We start from the raw sequence: 26345 nt of genomic DNA, 5'->3' as shown, positions 1-26345 counted from the left end.
AATACTCTATTCAGCTCTGACACCAAGGCGTCTGCCTTGGTTCTTGCGTGTTGATTCAGCGAATTTCAGGCACAAAAAAGGGCGACCGAAGTCGCCCTTTTTTACAGCCTTACAGAACTTAGTTCTGTTTAGCCATTGCTTCGCGCAGCAGGGAGGCCATGGTGGTCTCGCCTGTTGCAGCTTCCGGAGCCGATTTCAGGCTCTGGATGGCTTCTTTCTCTTCCACTTCGTCTTTCGACTTGATGGACAGCTGGATCACGCGGCTCTTGCGATCGACGCTGATGATCTTGGCTTCTACTTCCTGGCCTTCTTTCAGAACGTTGCGCGCGTCTTCAACGCGGTCACGGCTGATTTCGGAGGCTTTCAGAGTCGCTTCGATATCGTCGGCCAGAACGATGATGGCGCCTTTGGCGTCAACTTCTTTCACAGTGCCTTTAACGATTGCGCCTTTGTCGTTCTCTTGAACGTACTCGGAGAACGGATCGCTTTCCAGTTGCTTGATACCCAGGGAGATGCGCTCGCGCTCTGGGTCAACCGACAGGATAACGGTGTCCAGCTCGTCGCCCTTCTTGAAACGACGAACAGCTTCTTCGCCAACTTCGTTCCAGGAGATGTCGGACAGGTGAACCAGGCCGTCGATGCCGCCGTCCAGACCAATGAAGATACCGAAATCGGTGATCGACTTGATGGTGCCGGAGATTTTATCGCCCTTGTTGAACTGGCCAGAGAAATCTTCCCATGGGTTAGATTTGCACTGCTTGATGCCCAGGGAGATACGACGACGCTCTTCGTCGATGTCCAGAACCATGACTTCCACTTCGTCGCCGACTTGTACGACTTTCGAAGGGTGGATGTTCTTGTTGGTCCAGTCCATTTCGGAAACGTGTACCAGGCCTTCAACGCCTTCTTCCAGCTCAGCGAAGCAGCCGTAGTCGGTCAGGTTGGTAACACGCGCGGTGACGCGAGTGCTTTCTGGGTAACGGGCTTTGATAGCAACCCATGGATCTTCACCCAGTTGCTTCAGGCCCAGGGAAACACGGTTGCGCTCGCGATCGTATTTCAGAACCTTGACATCGATCTCGTCGCCAACATTGACGATTTCGGAAGGATGCTTGATACGCTTCCAAGCCATGTCGGTAATGTGCAGCAGGCCATCGACGCCACCCAGATCGACGAATGCGCCGTAATCGGTGAGGTTCTTGACGATACCTTTGACTTGTTGGCCTTCCTGCAGGGATTCCAGCAGAGCTTCACGCTCGGCGGAGTTCTCTGCTTCCAGGACGCTGCGACGGGAAACGACAACGTTGTTGCGCTTCTGGTCGAGCTTGATGACCTTGAATTCGAGTTCCTTGCCTTCCAGGTGCGTGGTGTCGCGCACAGGACGAACGTCGACCAAAGAACCTGGCAGGAACGCACGGATGCCGTTAACGTCGACAGTGAAGCCGCCTTTAACCTTACCGTTGATAACGCCCTTGACCACTTCTTCAGCTGCGAAGGCTGCTTCGAGAACAATCCAGCATTCAGCGCGCTTGGCTTTTTCACGGGACAGCTTGGTTTCACCGAAACCGTCTTCAACCGAGTCCAGAGCAACGTGAACTTCGTCACCGACATTGATTGTCAGATCACCAGCATCGTTGTAGAACTGTTCCAGCGGGATCAGAGCTTCAGACTTCAGACCAGCGTGAACGGTTACCCAGCGAGCTTGGTAATCGATATCAACGATAACACCGGTGATGATGGAGCCTGCCTGAAGGTTCAGGGTTTTTAGGCTTTCTTCAAAGAGTTCCGCAAAGCTTTCGCTCATTTTAATTCCTGTTGATAAGGGCGAAGAATACGCCCATCTCCACACCCCAGACGGTGTGGGTCAGTTTCAGTTAAAAGAAGCCACCGCAGGACTATGACTGGTCCCCTGCGGCCTTCTTGATCACCCGGCGATATCGCGAATGGCGATTTCACTCAAGATGCGTTCCAGCACCTGCTCGATGGACAACTCCGTGGAATCCAGCTGTATAGCATCAGCCGCCGGCTTGAGCGGGGCTACTGCGCGCTGGGTATCACGCTCATCGCGTGCACGGATCTCATCTAGCAGACTCGACAGACTAACACCATCGACTTTGCCCTTCAACTGCAAGTAGCGGCGGCGAGCCCGCTCCTCGGCGCTGGCGGTCAGGAAAATCTTCAGCGGCGCCTCGGGAAACACCACCGTGCCCATGTCGCGGCCATCGGCCACCAGCCCCGGCGGCTCCTGGAAAGCCCGCTGACGCTGCAACAGCGCATCACGCACCGCCGGCAGCGCGGCAACCTGGGAGGCCCAGGAGCCGACCTGCTCGTTACGCAGGTCATCGGTCACATCGTCCCCTTCCAGGATGATGCGCTGGGGATGACCTTCCGTCGCGCCGACGAACTGCACATCGAGGTGCGCGGCCAGCAGCTTCAGGGATTCTTCGTTGGTCAGGTCGACGCCATGGTTGCGTGCGGCAAACGCCAGCAGGCGGTACAACGCGCCGGAATCCAGCAGGCACCAGCCCAGGCGCTTGGCCAGGATGCCGGCGATCGTGCCTTTGCCCGAGCCGCTTGGCCCGTCGATGGTAATCACCGGTGCTTTGATATTCACAATTGAGCCTCTTGGGCAACACGGATGCCGACTTGGGCACACAGTGTAAGAAAGTTCGGAAAAGACGTAGCAACATTGGCGCAGTCATGGATACGAATCGGCGCAGCCGCCCGCAGGGAAGCCACGCTGAAGGCCATGGCAATCCGGTGATCGCCATGGGCATGGACTTCACCACCGCCCATCAGGCCACCGTCAATGATAATCCCATCGGCGGTCGGTTCACACTTCACTCCCAACACCTGCAGACCGTCGGCCATGACCTGGATACGGTCGGACTCCTTAACACGCAACTCTTCGGCGCCACGCAAAATGGTCCGGCCTTCAGCGCAGGCGGCCGCGACGAACAACACCGGGAATTCATCAATAGCCAGGGGCACCAGCGCTTCTGGAATCTCGATACCCTTCAATACAGCTGCCCGCACCCGCAGGTCAGCGACAGGCTCGCCACCCACTTCGCGCGGGTTTTCCAAGGTGATATCGGCCCCCATCAACCGCAGGATATCGATCACCCCGGTGCGGGTCGGGTTGATGCCGACATGCTCCAGCAACAACTCGGAGCCCGCGGCAATCGAAGCCGCCACCAGGAAGAATGCCGAAGAGGAGATGTCCCCCGGCACTTCAATATGGGCAGCCGTCAGTACATGACCCGATTCCACCGATGCGGTAGCGCCTTCCACCGCAACCGGGTAACCAAAACCGCGCAACATACGCTCGGTATGGTCACGGGTCGGCGCAGGCTCGGTCACCGCAGTTTGACCTTCGGCATACAGCCCCGCCAGCAACAGGCACGATTTGACCTGGGCACTGGCCATCGGCATTGCATAGCTCATGCCTTTGAGCGCCTGGCCGCCACGAATGGTCAGCGGCGGACGCCCTTCCGGCCCGGTCTCGATCACCGCACCCATGTCCCGCAATGGCTTGGCCACGCGGTTCATCGGGCGCTTGGACAGGGAAGCATCGCCGGTCAACACGCTGTCAAAGCGTTGTGCCGCCAACAAACCGGACAGCAGGCGCATGGACGTACCGGAATTGCCCAGGTAGATCGGCCCCGGCGCCGGCTTCAAGCCGTGCAAGCCCACACCGTGAATGGTCACGCGCCCATGGTGCGGCCCTTCAATCACCACACCCATGTCGCGAAACGCCTGCAGGGTCGCCAGGGCGTCTTCACCCTCAAGGAACCCTTCCACCTCCGTCACGCCCTCGGCCAACGAGCCGAGCATGATCGAGCGATGGGAGATCGACTTGTCACCCGGCACCCGGAGACGCCCGCTCAAGCGGCCGCCCGGGTTGGCGAGGAAAGTCAGGTCATCGGCGTTCACAGCGGTTTCCATATAGGCCCGGCGAGCCAGGATCTTGCTGAAATGCTCACGCGCCACCCGCGCACGGGTGAACACGCCCAATAATTGATGGCCATCCCCGGCATCGACCGCGTCGCGCAAGGCGTCGAGGTCACTGCGGAAGGTGTCCAGGGTGCGCAACACCGCTTCGCGATTGGCGAGAAAGATGTCGTGCCACATCACCGGATCGCTGCCGGCAATCCGCGTGAAGTCGCGGAAGCCACCGGCGGCATAACGGAAAATCTCGAGGTTTTCGTTGCGCTTGGCCAGGGAGTCCACCAGGCCGAATGCCAACAGATGGGGCAAATGGCTGGTCGCCGCCAGCACTTCGTCGTGGCGCTCGACCTGCATATGTTCCACATCCGCCCCCAGCTCACGCCAGAGACGATCCACCACCGCCAGCGCGGCCGGATCGGTTTGCTCCAGCGGCGTCAGGATCACTTTATGGCGGCGGAACAGCTGCGCATTGGACGCTTCCACCCCGCTCTGCTCGGAACCGGCAATCGGATGGCCCGGCACAAAACGCGACGGCATGCCGCCAAAGGCTTGCTGCGCGGCCCGCACCACATTGCCCTTGGCACTGCCGACGTCCGTCAGGATCGCCTGGCCCAGGTCCATGCCGGCCAATACCGCCAGCAGTTTCTCCATGGCCAGGATCGGCACAGCGAGCTGGATGACGTCAGCCCCCTGGCACGCCAGCGCCAGGTCCGCCTCGCAGCGATCCACCACACCCAACTCCACCGCCAGCTTGCGCGATTGCGGGTCCAGGTCCACACCGACTACTTCGCCGCACAGCCCGCTTTCGCGCAGGCCTTTGGCGAAGGAGCCACCGATCAAGCCCAGGCCGACCACCACCAGGCGACCGATCATAGGCACGGCAGGTTGCAATGCAGTGACATCAACCACGAGCCAGGACCTTGGCCAGCGCCTCCAGGAAGCGGCTGTTTTCAGCCGGCAAGCCGATGGTGATCCGCAGGTGGTTCGGCATGCCGTAGTTGGCCACCGGCCGCACGATCACACCTTCGCGCAGCAGCCCCTGGAATACCGGGGCGGCCACTTGACCAAGGTCGACACAGATGAAGTTGCCCTTGGAGGGAATCCAGCCCAGGCCCAACTCACGGAAGCCATCCTGCAACTGCAGCATGCCGCTTGCGTTGATGCGGCGACCTTCTTCCAGGTACTCGGCATCCTTCACCGCCGCACAGGCTGCCGCCAGGGCGAGGCTGTTGACGTTGAACGGTTGGCGCACGCGGTTCAGCACATCGGCCACCACCGCAGTCGACAAGCCATAGCCGACCCGCAGCGAGGCCAGGCCATAAGCTTTGGAGAAAGTGCGCGACACCAGCAGGTTCGGGTAGGCCGCCAGGAAATCCAGGCCGTCCGGCAGGTCGCTGCCTTCGGCGTACTCGATGTAGGCCTCGTCCAGCACCACCAGCACATGCTCAGGCACGTCCTGCAGGAAGTCGTTGAGCGCCTGCGCATCGAACCAGGTGCCGGTCGGGTTGTTCGGGTTGGCGATAAACACGACGCGGGTCTGGGCGTCGATGGCGGCCAGCATGGCCGGCAGGTCATGGCCCCAGTCCTTGGCAGGAATCACACGGGCGTCGGCACCGACCGCCTGGGTGACGATCGGGTAGACCGCAAACGCGTGCTCGCTGAACACGGCGTTCAGGCCCGGCGCCAGGTAGGCACGCCCGACCAGCTCGAGTATGTCATTGGAACCGTTGCCCAGGGTGACCTGGTTCAGCTCGACCCGGCATGTTTCTGCCAACAGGGACTTGAGGGCGAAGCCATTGCCGTCCGGGTAACGGGTCAGCTCGGCCAACTCTTCGCGAATCGCCGCCAATACCTTGGGGCTTGGGCCCAGTGGGTTCTCGTTACTCGCCAGCTTGACGATCTTGGAGGGGTCCAGGTTCAACTCACGCGCCAGCTCGTCCACAGGCTTGCCCGGAACGTAAGGCGACAGTTGTTGCACGCCCGGCTGGGCCAGGGCGAGGAAGTTGCCACTCATGTTAAAGCCTCACAAAACCGCTTTCGGGTAAGAGCCCAGCACCTTGAGTGCCACGGCTTCCTGACTGATCTTCTCCAGCACGCCCTTGACCAGCGGATCGCGGTGGTGGCCAATGAAGTCGATAAAGAACACGTAAGTCCATTTACCGCTGCGCGAAGGACGTGTCTCGATGCGCGTCAGGTCAATCCCGTTGTCGTGGAACGGCACCAGCAGCTCATGCAGCGCGCCGGGCTTGTTGCTCATGGAGACGATGATCGAAGTCTTGTCGTCGCCGGTCGGCGGCACTTCCTGGCTGCCGATCATCAGGAAACGCGTGGAGTTGTCCGGGCGATCCTCGATTTTCTCGGCCAGGCGCGTCAGGCCATACAGGCCTGCCGCCATATCACCGGCGATCGCCGCCGAATTCCATTCACCCTTGACCCGCTTGGCCGCTTCGGCGTTGCTGGACACCGCCACGCGCTCCACATTCGGGTAATGCGCATCCAGCCACTTGCGGCACTGGGCCAGGGACTGGGCGTGGGAATAGATGCGGCTGATGCTGTCGGTCTTGGTGTTCTCACCCACCAGCAGGTGATGGTGGATGCGCAGCTCGACTTCGCCGCAGATCACCATGTCGTGCTCAAGGAAGCTGTCCAGCGTGTGGTTGACCGCGCCTTCGGTGGAGTTTTCCACCGGTACCACGCCAAAGTTCACCGCGCCGGCCGCCACTTCACGGAACACCTCGTCGATGGCCGCCATGGGCTTGCTGATCACCGCGTGGCCGAAGTGCTTCATGGCCGCCGCCTGGGTGAAGGTGCCTTCCGGGCCGAGGTAGGCCACTTTCAGCGGCTGCTCGAGCGCCAGGCACGACGACATGATTTCACGGAACAACCGCGCCATCTCTTCGTTGCCCAGTGGGCCCTTGTTACGCTCCATGACGCGCTTGAGCACCTGGGCTTCACGCTCCGGCCGGTAGAACACCGGCACTTCGCCCTCCGCCAGGGACGCCATCTTCACCCGTGCCACTTCCTGGGCGCAGCGCGCACGCTCACTGATCAGCTCCAGGACTTTCTCGTCCAGGCTGTCAATGCGTACACGCAGGGCCTTGAGTTCTTGTTCAGACATTAGCCGTGTTCCTTTTCGAACTCTGCCATGTAGGCAACCAGCGCATTGATCGCGTGAATGTCCACAGCGTTGTAGATGGAGGCGCGCATGCCACCTACCGAACGGTGACCCTTGAGGTTCAGCAGGCCACGGGCGTCGGCACCGGCCAGGAATGGCTTGTCCAGGCGGTCATCGGCCAGGCGGAACGGCACGTTCATCCACGAGCGGTCGGTGAGGTTGATCGGGTTGCTGTACAGGCCGCTGGCGTCGATGAAGTCGTACAGGGTGCGCTTCTTCTCTTCGTTGAGCTTGCCCATGGCCGCCACGCCGCCCTGCTCCTTCAGCCACTCGAACACCAGGCCCGACAGGTACCAGGCGAAGGCCGGCGGGGTGTTGTACATCGAGCCGTTGTCGGCCGCGACCTTGTAGTTGAGCATGGTCGGGCACAGTGAACGGGCGCGACCCAGCAGGTCCTCACGCACGATATTGACCAGGATGCCGCTCGGGCCGATGTTCTTCTGCGCGCCGGCGTAGATCATGCCGTAGCGCGACACATCGATAGGCCGCGAGAGGATGTCCGAGGACATGTCGCACACCAGCGGAACGTCGCCGACTTCCGGCACCCAGTCGAACTCCAGGCCGCCAATGGTTTCGTTCGCGACGTAGTGCACGTAGGCTGCGTCCTTGGACAGCTTCCATTCGTTCTGACCGGGAATGGCGAAGTAGTCGTAGGGCTTGGCAGTGCCGGCCACATTGACATGACCGTAGCGCGAAGCCTCTTCAATAGCCTTCTGCCCCCAGATACCGGTGTCGATGTAGTCGGCAGTGCCGCCTTCCGGCAGCAGGTTCAGCGGGATCTGGGCGAACTGCTGGCTCGCGCCGCCTTGCAGGAACAGCACTTTGTAGTTGGATGGAATGTCGAGCAAGTCGCGCAGATCCTGCTCGGCCTTGGTGGCAATGGACACGAACTCATCGCTGCGATGGCTCATTTCCATCACGGAGAGGCCTTTTCCATGCCAGTCGAGGAGTTCACCCTGCGCACGCTGCAGGACTGCTTCAGGAAGCGCCGCGGGACCGGCACAGAAGTTATAGGCTCTCTTGCTCACATCCAATCTCTCTGATCTGGTGGGACTGAAATCAAACACGGTAGGAGCGAGCTTGCTCGCGAAAAACCCGAGAGCGCAAGGGCGCATCAGGCAGCTCGCGTTATCGTTGACGATTTTCGCGAGCAAGCTCGCTCCTACAGGGGGCGGCGTTGTTCTTTCAAAGGGGACAAACAACAAGGGGGCGAATCTTCATCCGCCCCCTGTGTGTCCGCTTATTCCTGCGGTTCTTCTTCGTCTGCGGCAGCATCGAGGGTTGGCTCGTCGACGCTGTCATCGCCGGTTGCGATCACCTCGCCTTCGAACTCCTCACCTTCCAGCTCTTCGCCTTCGACTTCCGATGGTTCCTGGACACGCTCCAGGCCGACCAGTTTTTCGTCCTTGGCCAGCTTGATCAAGGTCACACCCTGGGTGTTACGGCCCAGGCTCGACACTTCGGCCACACGGGTACGCACCAGGGTGCCCTGGTCGGAAATCAGCATGATTTCCTCGCCATCGAGCACCTGGACCGCGCCGACCAGACGGCCGTTGCGGTCGTTGCTGACCATGGCGATAACGCCCTGGCCGCCACGCTTGTACTCCGGGAACTCGCTGATGGCGGTGCGTTTGCCATAACCACGCTCGGAAGCGGTGAGGATCTGACTGCCTTCTTCCGGGATCAGCATCGAAATCAGCTTCTGCCCTTCCGGCAGGCGCATGCCGCGCACACCGCGGGCGGTACGGCCCATGGCGCGAACGTCGGATTCCTTGAAGCGAGTGACCTTGCCGCCGTCGGAGAACAGCATGACTTCACGCTCGCCATCGGTGATGGCCGCGCTGATCAGCACGTCGCCTTCGTCCAGCTCCAGGGCGATCAGGCCCACGCTGCGCTGGCGGCTGAAGGATTCCAGCGGGGTCTTCTTCACGGTGCCTTTGGCGGTGGCCATGAAGATGAAGTGACCTTCGGTGTATTCCTCGACCGGCAGCATGGTGGTGATGTATTCATCACTGTCCAGCGGCAGCAGGTTGACCAACGGACGACCACGGGCAGCGCGGGAGGCTTCCGGGATTTCGTAGGTCTTGAGCCAGTACACCTTGCCCTTGCTGGAGAACAGCAGCAGCGTGGTGTGGCTGTTGGCGACCAGCAGGTGGGCGATGTAGTCCTCATCCTTCACGCCGGTAGCCGATTTACCTTTACCACCACGACGCTGGGCCTGGTACGCAGCCAATGGCTGGGTCTTGGCATAGCCACCGTGGGAGATGGTCACCACGCGCTCTTCTTCCGGGATCATGTCACCCAGGGTCAGGTCGAGGCGCGCATCGAGGATTTCGGTGCGACGTACGTCGCCGTATTCGGCGCGGATCACTTCCAGTTCTTCGCGGATCACTTCCATCAGGCGCACGGCGCTGTTGAGGATGCGGATCAGCTCGCCGATCTGGTTGAGGATCTCCTGGTACTCGGCCAGCAGCTTCTCGTGTTCCAGGCCGGTCAGGCGGTGCAGGCGCAGCTCCAGGATAGCCTGGGCCTGTTCCGGCGACAGGAAGTACTTGCCGTCACGCAGGCCGTATTGCGGGTCCAGGGTCTCCGGGCGGCACGAGTCGGCACCGGCACGTTCAACCATCGCCACCACGGCGCTGGATTCCCATGGCATCTTGATCAGGGCTTCCTTGGCTTCCGACGGGGTCGGCGAGGCCTTGATCAGGGCGATGACCGGGTCGATGTTCGACAGCGCTACAGCCTGGCCTTCCAGGATGTGACCGCGTTCACGGGCCTTGCGCAATTCGAACACGGTACGGCGGGTCACCACTTCGCGACGGTGACGTACGAAGGCTTCCAGCAGGTCCTTGAGGTTCAGGATGCGCGGGCGGCCGTCGATCAGTGCGACCACGTTGATACCAAACACGCTTTGCAGCTGGGTCTGGGCGTAGAGGTTGTTGAGGATCACCTCAGGCACTTCGCCACGACGCAGCTCGATCACCACGCGCATACCGTCTTTGTCGGATTCGTCGCGCAGCTCGGTGATGCCTTCGAGTTTCTTCTCTTTAACCAGCTCGGCGATCTTCTCGATCAGACGCGCCTTGTTCAACTGGTACGGGAGTTCGGTGATGACGATCTGCTGGCGGCCACCGACCTTGTCGATGTCCTCGATGATCGAGCGGGCGCGCATGTAAATACGGCCGCGACCGGTGCGGTAGGCTTCGATGATGCCGGCGCGACCGTTGATGATCGCAGCGGTCGGGAAGTCCGGGCCCGGGATGTATTGCATCAGCTCATCGACGGTCAGCTCAGGGTTGTCGATAAGGGCCAGGCAACCGTCGATGACTTCACCGAGGTTGTGCGGCGGGATGTTGGTGGCCATGCCCACGGCGATACCGCTGGAACCGTTGACCAGCAGGTTGGGGATCCGGGTCGGCATGACCGCCGGGATCATTTCGGTACCGTCGTAGTTCGGCACCCAGTCCACGGTTTCTTTATGCAGGTCGGCCAGCAGCTCGTGCGCCAGCTTGGTCATGCGCACTTCGGTGTATCGCATGGCCGCGGCGTTGTCGCCGTCGACCGAACCGAAGTTGCCCTGGCCGTCTACCAGCAGGTAGCGCAGGGAAAACGGCTGGGCCATCCGAACGATGGTGTCGTACACCGCAGTGTCGCCGTGAGGGTGATACTTACCGATCACGTCACCGACAACACGGGCAGATTTCTTGTACGGCTTGTTCCAGTCGTTACCCAGCTCGCTCATTGCGAACAGCACACGCCGGTGCACGGGCTTCAAGCCATCGCGCGCATCAGGCAGTGCCCGACCGACAATTACGCTCATCGCGTAGTCGAGGTAGGACTGTTTCAGCTCGTCTTCGATATTGACCGGGAGGATTTCTTTGGCCAGTTCGCCCATGAGAAGCCTGATTCCTTTTTCGGGTGAAACCTCGTCGCATCCATATGGGACGAACGAAGCTCGCCGTCGCCGGCACACTGCCTGACAACGACTTACGACAAATCAACGAGTTATGACACGGATCTGCACGTTATGGGCAACCCCTGGGGGCGGCCCTGGAAACCGCCGGATGTTATCACAATCGCCGCCACGCACCTATCCCCCTGATGCGCATGGAGACTAGTAATTTGACGGATGACAGGCTTGAGGAGGCCGAGAGGGGCTCAGAGATGGGGTGGTGCTTTTTTTTGAGGGCGGATCCGAGGGTTTTATTGACTTTCAGGGCCAATCGGGGGCAAGCCCATTCCACACTTTAATTGTGAACAGTCAAAATGTGGCAGGGGGCTTGCCCACGATAGCCATTTCACAGACACCACAGCCCTCAATGCAGCCGCTTACGGCACATCAGCTTGGCCAATTTCGCCGTATCCGGCCGCTCAACCATGCCCTTCTCAGTCACGATCACATCGATCAGGTCGGCCGGGGTCACATCAAATACCGGATTAAACGCATTGACCTCCAAGCGCTGCCCCATGACCTCCAGCAGTTCACCGGGATCGCGCTCCTCCAGGGCCACATCGTCACCAGTGGCCATCATCAGGTCCAGGCTCGAACTCGGCGCCACCACCATGAAACGCACGCCGTGGTGCATGGCGCACACCGCCAATTGATAGGTGCCGATCTTGCTGATCACATCGCCATTGGCGGCAATGCAATCGGCGCCGACGATCACCCAGGTGATGCCCTTGGTCTTGAGGAGATGCGCGCCGGCGGAGTCGGCATTCACGGTGACCGGGATCCCCTCGCCCGCCAGTTCCCAGGCGGTCAGCCGCGAGCCTTGCAGCCATGGGCGGGTTTCATTGGCGTAGACGTGCTCGACCAAGCCTTCCAGGAACGCCGCGCGAATCACCCCGAGGGCCGTGCCGACACCGCCGGTTGCCAAGGCGCCGGCGTTGCCATGGGTCAAGATCGCCTGGGCATTGCCCTGATGCTTGCGAATCCGCTCAACGCCCAACTGGGCCATGACGAGGTTGGCTTCCCGGTCGCTTTCATGGATAGCGATCGCTTCGGCCTCCAGCACCGCCAGCGGATCGGCGTGCTTCTTGACGCGATCCAGGCGATCGCGCATGCGCTTGAGCGCCCAGAACAGGTTCGAGGCGGTCGGACGGGTATCGGCCAGTAGTGCGTAGTCCTCTTCCCAGGCGGCCTGCCAGTCACCGCCCTCGGCGATGCGCTCGCGAGCGGCGAGCACCAGGCCATAGGCCGCGCTGATGCCGATCGCCGATGCGCCACGCACCACCATGGCGCGAATGGCCGCAGCCACTGCATCGACCGTGGAGCAGGCCACCCAGTGTTCCTGGGACGGCAGGGCGCGTTGATCGAGCAGGTGCAGCGTGCCATCACGCCAATCGATGGCCTTCACTTTCTCCGCTGCCAACAGTCGATCGCGCATCCGTCACCCCGTACTCATCAACAAAAGCCGCCGATTATAGCGATCCGCCAGCCAGGACGCTCGGGTATACTTCGCGCTTCTTTTATAGCTGCCCGGGAAGAAGCCTGCGATGACCTCCACTGCCGCCCCGCTCGACTTATTGCTACTGCCAACCTGGCTGGTACCTGTCGAACCCGCCGGCGTGGTGCTCAAGGACCATGGCGTGGGCATCCGCAATGGGCGTATCGCCTTTATCGGTCCACGGGCTGCGGCGTTGAAGCTGTCGGCCGCTGAAGTGCGCGGACTGCCGGGCATGCTGCTCAGTCCCGGCCTGATCAACGCCCACGGGCATGCGGCGATGAGCCTCTTTCGCGGCCTGGCCGATGACCTGCCCTTGATGACCTGGCTGGAAAAACACATCTGGCCCGCCGAAGCCAAGTGGGTCGACGAGGCCTTCGTGCGTGACGGCACCGACCTGGCCATTGCCGAGCAGCTCAAGGGCGGTATCACCTGCTTCTCGGACATGTACTTCTACCCCAAGGTCGCCAGCGATTGCGTGCACAACAGTGGCATGCGTGCGCAGATCGCGATTCCGATCCTCGACTTCCCGATTCCCGGCGCCGGCACCGCCGATGAGGCGATCCGCCAGGGCATCGAGCTGTTCGGCGACCTCAAGCACCATCCGCGCATCAAGATCACCTTCGGCCCCCACGCGCCCTACACGGTGTGCGATGCCAACCTGGAAAAGATCCGGGTCATCGCCGAAGAGCTGGACGCCGCGATCCATATGCATGTGCATGAAACCGCTTTCGAGGTACAACAGGCCGTCGAACAGACCGGCGAGCGGCCGTTGGCGCGCCTGGGACGCCTCGGCTTGCTGGGCCCGCGCTTCCAGGCCGTTCATATGACCCAAATCAGCGAGGACGACCTGGCTTTGCTGGTAGAAAGCAACACCAGCGTGATCCATTGCCCGGAATCGAACCTGAAACTGGCCAGTGGCTTCTGCCCGGTGGAGCGTCTATGGCAGGCGGGCGTCAATGTGGCCATCGGCACCGACGGCGCCGCCAGTAACAACGACCTGGACCTGCTGGGTGAAACCCGTACCGCCGCGATGCTGGCCAAGGCCGTCGCGGGTTCGGCCACCGCCCTGGACGCCCACCGTGCGCTGCGCATGGCTACGCTCAACGGTGCGCGTGCCATGGGCCTGGAAAGTGAAATCGGCTCCCTGGAAGTGGGCAAGGCGGCGGATATGGTCGCCTTCGATCTGACGGGGCTGGCGCAACAACCGATCTACGATCCGGTCTCACAGCTTATATATGCCACCGGACGCGATTGCGTGAAACACCTTTGGGTCGCCGGCAAGCAGTTGCTCGACGACCGGCAACTCACCCGCATGGATGAACAACAGTTGACCGCCACGGCCATTGCCTGGGGAAAACGCATCGGCGGGCACACCGAATAACGCTGGCTCTGAACCTGCGTGTTCAGGACCGACAAACCGATTTATCAGATTTAGAGGATTCACCATGAGCAACGTCGACCACGCCGAAATCGCCAAGTTTGAAGCCCTGGCCCACCGCTGGTGGGACCGCGAAAGCGAGTTCAAACCCCTGCACGACATCAACCCGCTGCGGGTCAACTGGATTGACGAACGCGTCAACCTGGCCGGCAAGAAGGTGCTGGACGTCGGTTGCGGCGGCGGCATCCTCAGCGAAGCCATGGCCCAGCGCGGCGCCACCGTGATGGGGATCGACATGGGCGAAGCGCCGCTGGCCGTGGCCCAGTTGCACCAGCTGGAATCCGGCGTGAGCGTGGAATATCGCCAGATCACCGCCGAAGCCCTGGCCGAGGAAATGCCTGAGCAGTTCGACGTGGTCACCTGCCTGGAAATGCTGGAGCACGTGCCAGACCCATCGTCGGTGATCCGCGCCTGCTTCCGCATGGTCAAGCCGGGCGGCCAGGTGTTCTTCTCCACCATCAACCGCAACCCCAAGGCCTACCTGTTCGCGATCATCGGCGCCGAATACATCATGAAGCTGCTGCCGCGCGGCACCCACGATTTCAAGAAATTCATCCGCCCGTCCGAACTGGGTGCGTGGAGCCGCCAGGCCGGGCTGACCGTCAAGGACATCATCGGCCTGACCTACAACCCGCTGACCAAGCACTACAAACTGGCCAGCGACGTTGACGTCAACTACATGATCCAGACCCTGCGCGAGGAGTAAGCCTGTGAAGTTGCGAGCGGTTCTCTTCGACATGGACGGTACCCTGCTGGACACTGCGCCGGACTTTATCGCCATCTGCCAGGCGATGCGCGCCGACCGCGACCTGCCACCGATCAACCCACAGCATATCCGCGATGAAATCTCCGGCGGTGCGCGGGCGATGGTGGCCGTGACCTTCTCGATGGACCCGGAATCCCCCGGCTTTGAAGAGTTGCGCCTGGAATTCCTCGAGCGTTACCTGAAGGGTTGTGCGGTCCACAGCACACTGTTCGACGGCATGGCCGAACTGCTGGAAGACATCGAGAAATCCAAGCTGATCTGGGGCGTGGTCACCAACAAGCCACTGCGCTTTGCCGAGCCGATCATGCAGCAACTGGGCCTGGCCGAGCGTTCGGCGCTGCTGATCTGCCCGGACCACGTGAAAAACAGCAAGCCGGATCCGGAGCCGATGATCCTGGCGTGCAAGATGCTCGGCCTGGACCCGGCCAGCGTGCTGTTCGTGGGCGATGACCTGCGCGACATCGAGTCCGGCCGCGACGCCGGCACCCGCACGGCGGCGGTCACCTATGGCTATATCCACCCGGATGACAACCCACGCCACTGGGGCGCGGATGTGGTGGTGGATCATCCACTGGAACTGCGCAAGGTGCTGGATAACGCGCTGTGCAGTTGCTGATGGTTCGCTCCCCTCTGTAGGAGCGAGCTTGCTCGCGAAGAACCCGAGATCGCCGCGTTGATCCAGATACCCCGCGTTATCGTTGACGTTTTTCGCGAGCGAGCTCGCTCCTACAAGGGGTGCTTGGATTTTCTGTGAATTCTGTCGAGGTTGTTTATGTTTGATTACTCCGCACGTCCAGAACTGCTCAAAGGCCGGGTGATCCTGGTGACCGGCGCCGGTCGCGGCATTGGCGCGGCGGCGGCGAAAACCTACGCCGCCCATGGCGCGACCGTGCTGTTGCTGGGCAAGACCGAAGCCAACCTGGCCCAGGTGTATGACGAGATCGAAGCGGCCGGCCACCCGCAGCCGGTGGTGATCCCCTTCAACCTGGAGACCGCCCTGCCCCATCAATACGATGAGCTGGCAGCGATGATCGAAAAAGAATTCGGCCACCTCGATGGCCTGCTGCACAACGCCTCGATCATCGGCCCACGTACGCCGATCGAGCAGCTGTCCGGCGAAAACTTCATGCGGGTGATGCACATCAACGTCAATGGGATGTTCATGCTCACCAGCACGTTGTTGCCACTGCTCAAGCTGTCCCAGGATGCGTCGGTGGTGTTCACCTCCAGCAGCGTCGGGCGCAAGGGCCGGGCATATTGGGGCGCTTATGGGGTGTCGAAATTCGCCACTGAAGGCTTGATGCAGACACTGGCGGATGAGCTCGACACCGTCGCACCGGTGCGCGCCAACAGCATCAACCCGGGCGGCACGCGCACCAGCATGCGGGCCCAGGCATATCCAGGGGAGAACCCAATGGAAAGGCCGGCACCGGAAGAGATCATGCCGGTGTACCTGTACCTGATGGGGCCGGACAGTACCGGCATCAATGGGCAGGCGTTTGACGCGCAGTAATCCCTGACACCCTACCCGCTGTGGGAGTTGGCTTTTGTGGTGAGCGGGCTTGCCCCGCGCCGGGCTGCGAAGCGGCCCCAAAACCTGCCAACGTAATCTCTCTGTCAGATCGCGCTGGCTGAACTGTGGGGCTGCTTCGCAGCCCAGCGCGGGGCAAGCCCGCTCACCACAGGTCTCTTCCCACATTGGGTTTACTTATTTAGTTCTTCACCACTTCCTCAAGGGTGAAGCGCCCCAACGGATTTTGCAGGAAGTTGCTCACATTCTTGCGTGAGATGTTGATGTACGGGCTGTAGTACAGGTCGATCCAGTTCACATCCTGTTTCGCCAGTTTCTGCAACTCGACATACATCTGCTCACGCTTGACCGGGTCGGCTTCGATGCGCGCCGCCGCGACCAAGTCCTTGACCTTGTCGTTCTTGTAGCGGGTCATGTAGTTCTGGTTGGTGTCGTGGCCGAGCACGAAGGTGGTCTTCTGGTCCGGGTCGAGGATGTCGTTGGTCCAGTACATCACCGAAATATCGTACTCACCGTCCACCAGCATCTGCCAGCTTTGGGTCGGGTCGACCTTCTGCAGGTTGGCGGTCACGCCGACCTTGGCCAACTGGTCCTTGATGATCACCGCGATCTGCTCGTCGGCTTCGTTGCCGGCGTTGACCACATAGTTGAGCTTCAAGTCCTTCGCGCCAGCCTTTTCCAACAGTTTCTTGGCGGCGGTCGGGTCATACGGGCGTTGCAGGTTGTTGGCGTAATGGAACAACGAGCCTTTCGGGATGTAGGAATAGGCCACCGTGCCCTGACCGTAGGTCGCGGTTTTCACCAGCGACTGCTTGTCGATGGCCATGTCCAGCGCCTCGCGTACTTCCTGCTTGGCCAGCAGACCGTGGGCGTGATTGATCAGCAGGTGATCTTCACGGGTGGACGGGTCGGAGTGGATCACCACGTTCTTGTCTTTCTTCAGCTCTTCAACCCGGGAAAACGGTACGAAGATCGCCGTGTCCAGCTCGTTGTTCTGCACCATGCGCATCCGCGTATTGTCGTCGGTCACGGAGACCCACTCCACGCCATCCAGGCTGACCTTCTTGGCCTGCCAGAAGTTCGGGTTCTTCTTCAGGATGACCCGGTCGCCCTTGCGCCATTCGTCCACGATAAACGCGCCGGAGGTCACCGGATTTTCCGAGTAGGCGTCTTCACCCATTTTGGTCATGGCTTTTTCCGACAGGATCGAGACCGTCGGCGAAGCCAGTTGCGACAGGAAGGCGACCGCCGGAGTCTTCAGTGTGACAACCAGGGTTTTCGAGTCCGTCGCCTTGGCGGTGTCGATCAGGTTGAAGGGATCAGCCCACAACGAAGCCTTGTTATCGCGGATGCGCAACAGGCTGAACGCTGCATCCTCGGCGGTGATCGCCGAACCGTCGGAGAACTTCGCATCGCGCAGCTTGAAGGTGTAGGTCAGGCCGTCCTTGGAAATATCCCAGCTTTCAGCCAGGCCCGGCTCCATCTTGGTGCCCAGGTTGTCCACGCGTACCAGGGTGTCGTAGACGTTGGCAAATACCCAAGTATCGCGGTTTTGCGCGCTTTTGATCGGGTCGAACGTGGTGCTGTCTTCACGGCAGCCGATGGTCAGGACGCCGGCGGCTTGCGCCAATCCGGCAGTGAGGGACCACGCGGTCAACGTAGCAGCGGCGAGCAACTTCAAGTGGCGCGATTGCATGTCATAACTCCTTGTTCATGATGGGCAGGTAGGGTCAACGGTTCTTCAAGCACGCAACTGTATCGATGCTCGTGCAGGGAATGGGTAGGCGGCAATACCACGGAACACATCGTCCGGGCGTACCGGCAACGCGGGTGGAAGGCACAGCCCGTAGGCAAATTCAGCGGGCTCGGCGGCTCGCCAGGCAACGGCTGCGTCGGCAAGGGCCGGTGCGGATCGATCTCCGGAATCGCCTCGATCAACGCCGCCGTATACGGATGGCGCGGCGAGGTGAAGACCGCTTCCACCGGCCCTTCCTCGACGATCTTGCCCAGGTACATCACCGCCACGCGGTCGCACAGGCGCCGCACGATGGCCAAATCGTGGGCGATAAACAGGATCGCCAGGTTCATGCGCTGTTGCAGTTCCAACAGCAGGTTGATGATCTGGCCCTGGATCGATACATCCAGGGCCGCCACGCATTCATCGGCGATGATCAAGCGCGGCTCCACCGCCAGCGCCCGGGCAATACCGACACGCTGGCATTGGCCACCACTGAGGGCGCCGGGTTTGCGACTGGCCAGTTCGGGGCGCAGGCCGACCAGGTCAAGCAGTTCGTTGACGCGAGCCGGGATACGCTCTGCCGGGACTTTGCGCTGCACCCGCAACACCTCGGCGATGGTTTCGCCGATGGTGTGGCGCGGGTTCAACGCGGCGTAGGGATCCTGGAAGATCATCGCCGTTTCCTGGCGCAGGCGCGCGATGTCGATCGCGCTGCCATGGGCCATGTCGATGCCATCGAACAGCACCTGCCCGGCACTGATCGGGTTGAGGTGCAGGATCGCGCGGCCCAGGGTGCTTTTGCCGCTGCCGGACTCCCCCACCAACCCCAGGGTTTCACCGGCTGCAAGGTTCAGCGACACACCGTTCACCGCCTTCACCCACTGCTTGTTCAGGCCGAACACCCCCGTGCCGGACGCGGCGAACCGCACCTCGAGGTTCTTGATCTGCAACAGGCTCATGGGCGTGCTCCCAACGGGTAGTGACAGGCCACGCGCGCGCCTTCGGGCAACCGTTCGGTGCACAACGCGCCGACCTGCGGGCAACGCGGGTTGAAGCGGCAGCCGTCGGGTAACGCATCGAGCAAGGGCGGCTGGCCGGGGATGGTACGCAGCAACCCAGGACCACTGCCGTGGGTCGGTTGGCAATCAATCAGGCCGGCTGTGTAGGGGTGTTGCGGATGGGCGAGCACGTCGTACTTGCTGCCGTGCTCGCACAGGCGCCCGGCGTACATCACGGCGATGGAATCACAGGTTTGCGCAACCACGCCGAGGTCGTGGGTGATCATGATGAGCGACAGGCCGCGCTGGTCACGCAGGTCCAGCAGCAGGCGCAGGATCTGCGCCTGCACGGTCACGTCCAACGCCGTGGTCGGCTCGTCGGCAATCAATACGTTCGGGTTGCAGCCCAGGGCCACGGCGATCATCGCGCGCTGGCGCATGCCACCGGAAAATTCATGGGGATAGTTGTCGACCCGTGCCTGGGGATCGGGAATGCCCACCTGGCGCAACACTTCGATGGCTTGTCGGCGCGCGTCTTTTTTCGACGCGCCCTGATGCAGGCGGATGCCTTCGGCGATCTGATCGCCGATGCGCATCAAGGGGTCGAGGTGGCTGCTGGGGTTCTGGAAGATCATGCCCAACTGCCCGCCACGCACCGCCCGCATGCCGGCGTCATCCAGTTGCAGCAGGTCCTGGCCCGCCAGGCGTACCGCACCGCCCTGCACGCGCAGGTTGGGCGACGGCAACAGGCGCATCAAGCCACGGCAGGCCATGGTCTTGCCCGAGCCGCTTTCACCCACCAGGCCGAGGATCTCGCCTTCGGCCAGGTCAAAGGACACGCGGTCGACCAAGGTCACATCGCGCCCGGCGTTGTTGGCGATCACGCTGAGGTCTTGCACCTGCAGCAGGCTCATGAGCGATCCCCCAGCACTTGCGCCACACCATCGGCCAGCAGGCTGAAGCCCATGGCCAGGGTCACGATGGCCAGCCCCGGAAAGGTGCAGATCCACCAGGCCGTGGTGATAAACGCCTGCCCTTCGGCAATCATCGTCCCCCACTCCGCCGTCGGCGGTTGCACGCCCAGGCCCAGGTAGCTCACGGCGGCACCGTTGAGCAGTACCAGCACCGCGTCAGACATGGAAAACACAATCGAGCCAAACATCGCATTCGGCAGCAAATGTCGGAACAGAATGCGCCCATGGCCAAAGCCCAGGCTCTTGGCCGCCAGGGCGAAGTCGCTTTCCTTGAGCACCAGGATCTGTGAGCGGATCAGCCGCGCATACGACACCCAGCCCACCAGCGCCATGGCGATATAAAAACTCTTCAGGCCCGGACCGAGGATAGCCATGATCGCCAGCATCAACACCAGGAACGGGAACGCCAGGATCACATCGATCACGCGCATGCAGAAACTGTCGAAGCGCCCGCCGATATAGCCGGAAACCGCGCCGACAAACGTGCCGATCATGAACGGGAAAATCACCCCGATAATGGCCAGTTGCAGATCGACGCGCGCGCCCCAGATCACCCTCGAAAGGATGTCTCGACCGTAGTTATCCGTGCCGAATGGATGGGCCAGGCTCGGCCCCAGCAAGCTGATGTCGGTGTTCTGCGCGATCGGGTCATAGGGCGCGATCCACGGCGCACACAGCGCCAGGACCAACCATACCAACAGGATCAACAGCCCCCACGCGGCCGTCAGGCGGCCATTGCGAAAGCCAAACCGCAGACGCAGGCGCCATGGGGCAATCAGTGGACGGCTGCTCATTGCATTTTCACCCGAGGGTCGAGGGCCACCGTGACCACGTCGGCGATAAAGTTGACCACCACCGTCGCGCACGCCAGCACCATCGCCACGCCCTGCACCACCATGTAGTCGCGGGTAAAAATGCCGCGCACCAGCAACTGGCCGATGCCGGGAATGGCGAACAGGCTTTCGATCACGACGGTGCCGCTGATCAGCCAACCAATATTCACCGCCAGCAGGTTGACCGCCGGCACCAGGGAATTGGGCAACACATGGCGACGGAACACCGCAGCTTCCGACAGCCCACGGGCCCGCGCGGCAGTGACGTGGTCGGCCTGCAGCTCCATCAACATGCTCGCCCGCAGGTTGCGGACCAGCACCGCCGACAGCGCCAGGGCGATGGTCAGGCACGGCAAGACCATATGGTGCGCCTTGTCCAGCCAAGTACGGCCGTAGCCGGACACCGGGAACAGGCCCCATTGCACACTGAGCAGCAGGATCAGCATCAGGCCCAGCCAGAACGCCGGCATGCCCAGGCCCACGGTGGTGAACACGCGGATCAGGTTGTCCGCCCACCCGCCTTTATTGCGCGCCGCCCACGTCGCCAGCGGCACCGCAATCAGCAGTGCCAGCACCACACTGCCAAGCACCAGCACCAGGGTGGGTTCGATGCGGGTGACGATCAATTTCAAGGCGTCGACTTTGTACAGCAGTGATTGGCCGAGATCGCCCTTGAGCAGGTTCTTCAGGAAATAGAAATACTGCTGCCACAAAGGCTGGTCGAGGCCGTACTGGGCGCGGATTTTCAGCAAGGCATCCGGCGTGCTGCGCGAGCCCAGCAGGGCCCGCGCCGGGTCGCCAGGAATCGAGCGCACCAGCACAAACGTGATCAGGCTGATGCCAAACAGTACCGGCAGCAATTGCAGTGGCCGGGACAGTACAAAACGGTAGCGCGCCAGGTTCATCTGTCAGCCTCGGTGGCGAGCGAGAAAGTCCAACAGTACCGGAAAATAAGCCTGTGGCTCTTCATAGAACGGCATATGGCTACTGTTGGGAAATACATGCAGTTCGGCGTGTCTGGCCGCCATCTTCATGCGCATGGCGCAGGCTGGGGTGAGTTCGTCGTGCTGGCCGGTGGTGATCAGGATCGGCATGTTGAAAGCGGCCATCTCGGGGATGCGGTTCCAGTCCTTGAGGTTGCCGACGTAGAGGAATTCGTTGGGGCCTTGCATGGTTTCGTAGGGCCCCATGTTCCAGTCGCCGAGGGAGCGCTTGACCGGTTCGGGCCATTCGTCCAGGCGGCAGACGTGGCGATAGTTGAGCAAGGTGATCGCGGCCTGGTACTGCGGGTGATCCAGGGTACCCATGGCTTCGTGGCGTTGCATCATCGCCACGGTCTCACTGCCCAGCGCGCCGCGCAGGCGTTCGAGTTCTTGAGAAAGATGCGGAATGTCGCCGACGGTGTTCTCGAGGATCAGGCTTTTCAGCCTGTCGGGGTAATGGATGGCGTATTCGATGCCCAGCCAGCCGCCCCAGGAATGCCCGAGCAGGTGCACGCGGCCGAGGCCAAGGGCTTGGCGTACGGTTTCGACTTCTTCGACATAACGGCGGATTTCCCACAGGGAAACATCGGTCGGTCTGGCTGATGCGCCTGTGCCAAGCTGGTCGAATGCAACCACTCGCAGGTCATGGTCCTTGAGCCAGCCATGGGCGTCGCGCAAGTAGTCACACGGCAGGCCCGGCCCGCCGTTGAGACACAAGAGCACCTCATCGCCTTCGCCGAAGCTGTAGACCACGAGGTTGTGGCCATCGACTTGCACGTTGTACTGCTGGTCGGGGGCAATTTCACGCCACATGCATACATTCCTTGTGTTGTATCGGCCTGGCGGGCAGCGGCCGTTTATCAGGCCAACACTACCGAGGATGCCGCGCGTCCATAACCTGGTATTTCTTATAGGTTTGGCCTGGCAGTCCTTCGCCGGGGCGTGGCATTCTACTTGCAGGAAGTGGAGATTCAAATGAATTCGGGAGCAGAACGGATGCTGGCCAAGCTAACTGCCTTCAATCAACGTCTGATGCCGGGCAGGAGCCTGGATGAGCAGATGGACAACACTTTTATCCTCGCCCAGCAGTTGGGCTTCGATGCACTGGTATACGACTACACCCCGGTGCCGATCGACCAGGATGGTGCATTGATCACCCCCTCGGTGCTGGAGCTGCGCAACACGCCGACCGATTGGCATGCGCTGTGGTGCAGCAAGGGTTTCTACCAGATCGACCCGGTGCAACACCTGGCTCTGCGCACGGTATCGCCGTTCGTGTGGTCCTACGAAGCCCAGGCTGACACGGCCCTGCAAACCATCATCGACCCCTGCCACGCCCCCGTTTCGTCCTACCTGCACGACCAGCAACTGACCTGCGGCGTCAGCGTGCCGATGCACCTGCCCCGTGGCGGCTTCGCGTCACTGACCGGCTTGCGCACCGGCAAAACGCCTACCGTGCTGCAGGACGCGCAGCAGACCTTGTCGGACTTCAGCCTGATTTCCCACGCTTTGCAGGAAGCGGCCTACCCGCTGTTCGGAAAGGAGCTGCGCACCTACCCGCACATTCACCTGACCAAACGTGAACGCGAATGCCTCAAATGGGCCGCCGACGGCCTGACCGCCGCCGAAATCGCCACGCAACTGAGCCGCTCACTGGCCGTCGTCACCCTGCACCTGGCCTCGGCGATGCACAAACTGGGCGCCAAGAACCGTGTGCAGGCGGTGGTCCGCGCCACCCATTACCGCCTGCTGGAAGACTGATCCCCCGGCAAAACCTAGCTGTTTTGCTAGTTACCTAAATCTCGTCCGCAGACTATCGTGTCCCTGATCATTTTTTCAGGGCAGGGCAGGAAATGGACTTCATCGAAAAAATCCGCGAAGGGTATGCCGCGTTTGGCGACTACCAGACCTGGTACCGCGTCACTGGCGACCTGGCCAGCGGCCGCACGCCGCTGGTGGTCATCCACGGTGGCCCGGGCTGTACCCATGATTATGTCGACGCGTTCAAGGACGTCGCGGCCAGCGGTCATGCGGTCATCCACTACGACCAACTGGGCAACGGCCGCTCCACGCACTTGCCTGAGAAAGACCCGTCCTTCTGGACCGTCGATCTGTTCCTTAAAGAACTGGACAACCTGCTGGACCACCTGCAGATCAGCGATAACTACGCGATCCTTGGTCAGTCCTGGGGCGGCATGCTCGGCAGCGAGCACGCAATCCTGCAACCCAAGGGCCTGCGTGCGTTTATCCCGGCCAATTCACCGACCTGCATGCGCACCTGGGTCAGCGAAGCCAACCGCCTGCGCAAGCTGCTGCCCCAAGGCGTGCATGAAACCCTGCTCAAGCATGAAGCCGCCGGCACCTACCTCGACCCGGAATACCTCGCCGCCTCGCGGGTGTTCTATGACCAGCATGTGTGCCGGGTGAACCCATGGCCGGAAGAAGTGGCGCGCACCTTCGCCCAGGTCGACTCGGACCCCACGGTGTATCACGCCATGAGCGGCCCGACCGAGTTCCACGTGATCGGCAGCCTGAAGGACTGGAAATCCATTGGCCGCCTGTCGGCGATCAAGGTGCCGACCCTGGTGATTTCCGGCCGGCATGACGAGGCCACGCCACTGGTGGTCAAGCCATTCCTGGATGAGATCGCGGATGTGCGCTGGGCGCTGTTCGAAGACTCCAGCCACATGCCCCACGTGGAAGAACGCCAGGCGTGCATGGGCACCGTGGTGAAGTTTCTGGATGAGGCGTGCTCTGTTCCGCACACAGTCCGCAAGGCTGGTTGAGTTCCAAATGTGGGAGGGGCGGTGCGACGATTCGACTTGCTCCCGATAGCAGAGTGTCAGCCACTGTATTTGTGACTGACCCACCGCTATCGGGAGCAAGTCGAATCGTCGCACCGCCCCTCCCACATTTTCAGACCTCTGTGGTTTCTGCGTGTGGGGCTTTCCTTGGCTCCTGCGCCACCAATGGAATTTCCTTACCCTCGGCATCAAATAACTTGCCACCCCTGAAATAGTCCCCATCACGCAACGCCGCTACGTCGTGGAAACACAAACTGCGCTCAGTCCCCGCTACAAACACCGACTGCTGGTCCGAATTGCCTACGGTGAAATGGTTGAACGCCAGGTTCAGCAGGATCGCCATGATCGCCGACGAACTGATACCCGAATGGAAAATGGTCGCGAACCAGCTGGGGAACTGGTCGTAGAAACTCGGTGCGGCAATCGGGATCATGCCAAACCCGATGGACGTGGCGACGATGATCAGGTTCATGTTGTTGCGGTAATCCACCTTGGACAAGGTGCGAATACCACTGGCCGCCACGGTACCGAACAGCACAATCCCGGCACCGCCCAGTACCGAGGTCGGCACCGCCGCGATCACCCGCCCCATAAATGGCAGCAATCCGAGGATTACCAGGAACAAGCCGCCGGTTGCCACCACAAAACGACTCTTCACTCCGGTCACCGCCACCAGGCCAACGTTCTGGGCGAAGGCACTCTGGGTGAACGAACCGAAGATCGGCGCGAACATGCTCGACAGCATATCGGCGCGCAAGCCGTTACCCAGGCGCTTGGAGTCGACCTTGGTATCGATGATTTCCCCCACCGCCAGGATGTCGGCCGAGGTTTCCACCAGTGTCACCATCACCACGATGCACATGGAAATGATCGCCGCGATGTGAAAGGTCGGCATACCGAAATGGAACGGCGCAGGGAAACCGAACATGGGCCCCTGGCTGACCCCGGAAAAATCCGCCATGCCGAGGAACACCGCGATCACCGTGCCGATCACCATCGCCAGCAGGATCGACAGGCGCGAGATGGTCGCGCTGCCGATCTTGCTCAATAGCAGCACCAGCACCAGGGTCAACGCCGCCAGGCCGATATTGGGCATGCTGCCGAAATCCGCCGCGCGGCTGTTACCGCCCATGGCCCAGCGCGCCGCCACGGGCATCAGGGTCAGGCCGATGGTGGTGATCACAATACCGGTCACCAACGGCGGGAAGAACTGGGTGATCCGCGAGAACACCGGGGTGATCAACAGCCCGATAAACGACGCGGCCATCACCGCCCCGAGAATCGCCGGTACCCCGCCGGCGCCATCGCTGCCGACAATCGCCACCATGGTTGCCACACCGGCAAACGACACGCCCTGCACCAGCGGCAACTGACAGCCAAAGAACGGCAGGCCAAGGGTTTGCAACAGGGTGGCAAGGCCACCGGCAAACAGCGACGCGGCGATCAACAGGCCGATATCCGCCGGTGACAACCCGGCCGCCTGGCCCACGATCAACGGTACCGCGACGATGCCGCCGTACATGGTGAGCACATGCTGCAGGCCGTAAGCCATGTTGGCGGCGACGCCTAGATTCTCATCTTCCGGCCGCTGCGGTGACGCCTTCGGGATAGTCATGGTGAGGGGTTCTCTGTTTTTGTTGTGGTGACACTGTATGCAATGTTTAGACTAGATGTCCATAGAGTTGTATACAATCAATCGAACAAGATACC

Annotated in this window: 21 protein-coding genes; 6 read left to right on the top strand and 15 right to left on the bottom strand. The window is 61.4% G+C overall.

The features are described 5' to 3' along the window. Window positions 1–118 precede the first annotated feature (118 nt). The 8 genes from rpsA to mtnA all read right to left on the bottom strand — a co-directional run bounded on the left by rpsA (window position 119) and on the right by mtnA (window position 12510). The gene (gene rpsA / locus BFP99_RS13365) at window positions 119–1804 is read right to left on the bottom strand and encodes a 30S ribosomal protein S1 (protein ID WP_027604177.1); all 1686 of its coding nucleotides are present in this window, start codon (window positions 1802–1804) and stop codon (window positions 119–121) included. 120 nt (window positions 1805–1924) lie between these two features. Further along, window positions 1925–2614, bottom strand: a complete 690-nt coding sequence (gene cmk, locus BFP99_RS13360) for a (d)CMP kinase (protein WP_003172653.1) — start codon at window positions 2612–2614, stop codon at window positions 1925–1927. Then, the gene (locus tag BFP99_RS13355) at window positions 2611–4821 is read right to left on the bottom strand and encodes a bifunctional prephenate dehydrogenase/3-phosphoshikimate 1-carboxyvinyltransferase (protein WP_065947448.1); all 2211 of its coding nucleotides are present in this window, start codon (window positions 4819–4821) and stop codon (window positions 2611–2613) included. Before BFP99_RS13355 ends, cmk begins: the two co-directional genes overlap by 4 nt. Window positions 4822–4849: 28 nt before the next feature. After that, window positions 4850–5962, bottom strand: a complete 1113-nt coding sequence (gene hisC, locus BFP99_RS13350; protein WP_065947422.1) for a histidinol-phosphate transaminase — start codon at window positions 5960–5962, stop codon at window positions 4850–4852. Between the two features lie 9 nt (window positions 5963–5971). After that, window positions 5972–7066 carry a prephenate dehydratase gene (gene pheA, locus BFP99_RS13345; protein ID WP_003172650.1) on the bottom strand — a complete coding sequence of 365 codons (1095 nt, stop codon included), beginning with the start codon at window positions 7064–7066 and terminating at the stop codon, window positions 5972–5974. After that, window positions 7066–8151: a 3-phosphoserine/phosphohydroxythreonine transaminase gene (serC, locus tag BFP99_RS13340; RefSeq protein ID WP_065928115.1), complete on the bottom strand. Its 1086-nt coding sequence runs from the start codon at window positions 8149–8151 to the stop codon at window positions 7066–7068. The genes pheA and serC overlap by 1 nt, the downstream gene beginning before the upstream one ends. 212 nt (window positions 8152–8363) lie before the next feature. Beyond that, on the bottom strand, window positions 8364–11018 hold the full coding sequence (gene gyrA, locus BFP99_RS13335) for a DNA gyrase subunit A (protein ID WP_065928116.1): 2655 nt from the start codon (window positions 11016–11018) through the stop codon (window positions 8364–8366). A 421-nt stretch (window positions 11019–11439) separates the two neighbouring features. After that, a complete protein-coding gene (gene mtnA / locus BFP99_RS13330; protein ID WP_065947421.1) occupies window positions 11440–12510 on the bottom strand; it encodes an S-methyl-5-thioribose-1-phosphate isomerase in 1071 nt (356 codons plus the stop codon). Window positions 12511–12619: 109 nt separating this feature from the next. On the opposite strand from mtnA, the gene BFP99_RS13325 reads away from it, so the two are divergent. The 4 genes from BFP99_RS13325 to BFP99_RS13310 all read left to right on the top strand — a co-directional run bounded on the left by BFP99_RS13325 (window position 12620) and on the right by BFP99_RS13310 (window position 16287). Further along, window positions 12620–13951: a TRZ/ATZ family hydrolase gene (locus tag BFP99_RS13325; RefSeq protein ID WP_065947420.1), complete on the top strand. Its 1332-nt coding sequence runs from the start codon at window positions 12620–12622 to the stop codon at window positions 13949–13951. 64 nt (window positions 13952–14015) lie between these two features. Beyond that, entirely contained in the window at window positions 14016–14714 is a 699-nt protein-coding gene (gene ubiG / locus BFP99_RS13320) for a bifunctional 2-polyprenyl-6-hydroxyphenol methylase/3-demethylubiquinol 3-O-methyltransferase UbiG (RefSeq protein WP_003172645.1), read from the top strand. Between the two features lie 4 nt (window positions 14715–14718). Beyond that, the gene (gene mupP, locus BFP99_RS13315; RefSeq protein ID WP_065928119.1) at window positions 14719–15390 is read left to right on the top strand and encodes an N-acetylmuramic acid 6-phosphate phosphatase MupP; all 672 of its coding nucleotides are present in this window, start codon (window positions 14719–14721) and stop codon (window positions 15388–15390) included. A 156-nt stretch (window positions 15391–15546) separates the two neighbouring features. Continuing rightward, the gene (locus BFP99_RS13310; RefSeq protein ID WP_065947419.1) at window positions 15547–16287 is read left to right on the top strand and encodes a YciK family oxidoreductase; all 741 of its coding nucleotides are present in this window, start codon (window positions 15547–15549) and stop codon (window positions 16285–16287) included. A 199-nt stretch (window positions 16288–16486) separates the two neighbouring features. On the opposite strand, the gene BFP99_RS13305 is transcribed toward BFP99_RS13310, so the two are convergent. The 6 genes from BFP99_RS13305 to BFP99_RS13280 are packed head-to-tail and all read right to left on the bottom strand — an operon-like array spanning window position 16487 to window position 22644. Next, window positions 16487–18001: an ABC transporter substrate-binding protein gene (locus tag BFP99_RS13305; protein WP_065947418.1), complete on the bottom strand. Its 1515-nt coding sequence runs from the start codon at window positions 17999–18001 to the stop codon at window positions 16487–16489. Continuing rightward, window positions 17983–19002, bottom strand: a complete 1020-nt coding sequence (locus tag BFP99_RS13300; protein WP_065947417.1) for an ABC transporter ATP-binding protein — start codon at window positions 19000–19002, stop codon at window positions 17983–17985. The genes BFP99_RS13305 and BFP99_RS13300 overlap by 19 nt, the downstream gene beginning before the upstream one ends. Continuing rightward, on the bottom strand, window positions 18999–19955 hold the full coding sequence (locus tag BFP99_RS13295) for an ABC transporter ATP-binding protein (RefSeq protein ID WP_065947416.1): 957 nt from the start codon (window positions 19953–19955) through the stop codon (window positions 18999–19001). The genes BFP99_RS13300 and BFP99_RS13295 overlap by 4 nt, the downstream gene beginning before the upstream one ends. Next, a complete protein-coding gene (locus BFP99_RS13290; protein ID WP_065928124.1) occupies window positions 19952–20809 on the bottom strand; it encodes an ABC transporter permease in 858 nt (285 codons plus the stop codon). The genes BFP99_RS13295 and BFP99_RS13290 overlap by 4 nt, the downstream gene beginning before the upstream one ends. Then, entirely contained in the window at window positions 20806–21753 is a 948-nt protein-coding gene (locus BFP99_RS13285) for an ABC transporter permease (protein WP_027604190.1), read from the bottom strand. The genes BFP99_RS13290 and BFP99_RS13285 overlap by 4 nt, the downstream gene beginning before the upstream one ends. 3 nt (window positions 21754–21756) lie before the next feature. Beyond that, the gene (locus tag BFP99_RS13280; RefSeq protein WP_027604191.1) at window positions 21757–22644 is read right to left on the bottom strand and encodes a proline iminopeptidase-family hydrolase; all 888 of its coding nucleotides are present in this window, start codon (window positions 22642–22644) and stop codon (window positions 21757–21759) included. A gap of 183 nt (window positions 22645–22827) precedes the next feature. On the opposite strand from BFP99_RS13280, the gene BFP99_RS13275 reads away from it, so the two are divergent. Both BFP99_RS13275 and BFP99_RS13270 read left to right on the top strand, forming a co-directional pair. Beyond that, window positions 22828–23592 carry a LuxR family transcriptional regulator gene (locus tag BFP99_RS13275; RefSeq protein ID WP_065947415.1) on the top strand — a complete coding sequence of 255 codons (765 nt, stop codon included), beginning with the start codon at window positions 22828–22830 and terminating at the stop codon, window positions 23590–23592. Window positions 23593–23684: 92 nt separating this feature from the next. Then, window positions 23685–24617 carry a proline iminopeptidase-family hydrolase gene (locus BFP99_RS13270; protein WP_065928127.1) on the top strand — a complete coding sequence of 311 codons (933 nt, stop codon included), beginning with the start codon at window positions 23685–23687 and terminating at the stop codon, window positions 24615–24617. A gap of 130 nt (window positions 24618–24747) precedes the next feature. Here BFP99_RS13270 and BFP99_RS13265 read toward each other — a convergent pair whose 3' ends face one another. Further along, a complete protein-coding gene (locus BFP99_RS13265; RefSeq protein ID WP_065947414.1) occupies window positions 24748–26250 on the bottom strand; it encodes a nucleobase:cation symporter-2 family protein in 1503 nt (500 codons plus the stop codon). Window positions 26251–26345 lie beyond the last annotated feature (95 nt).

The organism is Pseudomonas sp. 1 R 17 (genome assembly GCF_900067035.1).
Classification (GTDB): domain Bacteria; phylum Pseudomonadota; class Gammaproteobacteria; order Pseudomonadales; family Pseudomonadaceae; genus Aquipseudomonas; species Aquipseudomonas marginalis.
Note: the sequence above shows the minus strand (reverse complement) of the source record. Positions and strands in the feature narration are given on the sequence as shown.

Bases quoted from the DNA above. Each gene is read 5' to 3' on its own strand.
- BFP99_RS13270 (WP_065928127.1), top strand. From the start codon at position 23,685: ATGGACTTCATCGAAAAAATCCGCGAAGGGTATGCCGCGTTTGGCGAC.
- BFP99_RS13290 (WP_065928124.1), bottom strand. From the start codon at position 20,809: ATGAGCAGCCGTCCACTGATTGCCCCATGGCGCCTGCGTCTGCGGTTT.
- rpsA (WP_027604177.1), bottom strand. From the start codon at position 1,804: ATGAGCGAAAGCTTTGCGGAACTCTTTGAAGAAAGCCTAAAAACCCTG.
- gyrA (WP_065928116.1), bottom strand. From the start codon at position 11,018: ATGGGCGAACTGGCCAAAGAAATCCTCCCGGTCAATATCGAAGACGAG.
- pheA (WP_003172650.1), bottom strand. From the start codon at position 7,066: ATGTCTGAACAAGAACTCAAGGCCCTGCGTGTACGCATTGACAGCCTG.
- BFP99_RS13285 (WP_027604190.1), bottom strand. From the start codon at position 21,753: ATGAACCTGGCGCGCTACCGTTTTGTACTGTCCCGGCCACTGCAATTG.
- BFP99_RS13355 (WP_065947448.1), bottom strand. From the start codon at position 4,821: ATGATCGGTCGCCTGGTGGTGGTCGGCCTGGGCTTGATCGGTGGCTCC.
- BFP99_RS13300 (WP_065947417.1), bottom strand. From the start codon at position 19,002: ATGAGCCTGTTGCAGATCAAGAACCTCGAGGTGCGGTTCGCCGCGTCC.
- hisC (WP_065947422.1), bottom strand. From the start codon at position 5,962: ATGAGTGGCAACTTCCTCGCCCTGGCCCAGCCGGGCGTGCAACAACTG.
- BFP99_RS13295 (WP_065947416.1), bottom strand. From the start codon at position 19,955: ATGAGCCTGCTGCAGGTGCAAGACCTCAGCGTGATCGCCAACAACGCC.
- BFP99_RS13275 (WP_065947415.1), top strand. From the start codon at position 22,828: ATGCTGGCCAAGCTAACTGCCTTCAATCAACGTCTGATGCCGGGCAGG.
- BFP99_RS13325 (WP_065947420.1), top strand. From the start codon at position 12,620: ATGACCTCCACTGCCGCCCCGCTCGACTTATTGCTACTGCCAACCTGG.
- BFP99_RS13305 (WP_065947418.1), bottom strand. From the start codon at position 18,001: ATGCAATCGCGCCACTTGAAGTTGCTCGCCGCTGCTACGTTGACCGCG.
- BFP99_RS13310 (WP_065947419.1), top strand. From the start codon at position 15,547: ATGTTTGATTACTCCGCACGTCCAGAACTGCTCAAAGGCCGGGTGATC.
- ubiG (WP_003172645.1), top strand. From the start codon at position 14,016: ATGAGCAACGTCGACCACGCCGAAATCGCCAAGTTTGAAGCCCTGGCC.
- BFP99_RS13265 (WP_065947414.1), bottom strand. From the start codon at position 26,250: ATGACTATCCCGAAGGCGTCACCGCAGCGGCCGGAAGATGAGAATCTA.
- mtnA (WP_065947421.1), bottom strand. From the start codon at position 12,510: ATGCGCGATCGACTGTTGGCAGCGGAGAAAGTGAAGGCCATCGATTGG.
- BFP99_RS13280 (WP_027604191.1), bottom strand. From the start codon at position 22,644: ATGTGGCGTGAAATTGCCCCCGACCAGCAGTACAACGTGCAAGTCGAT.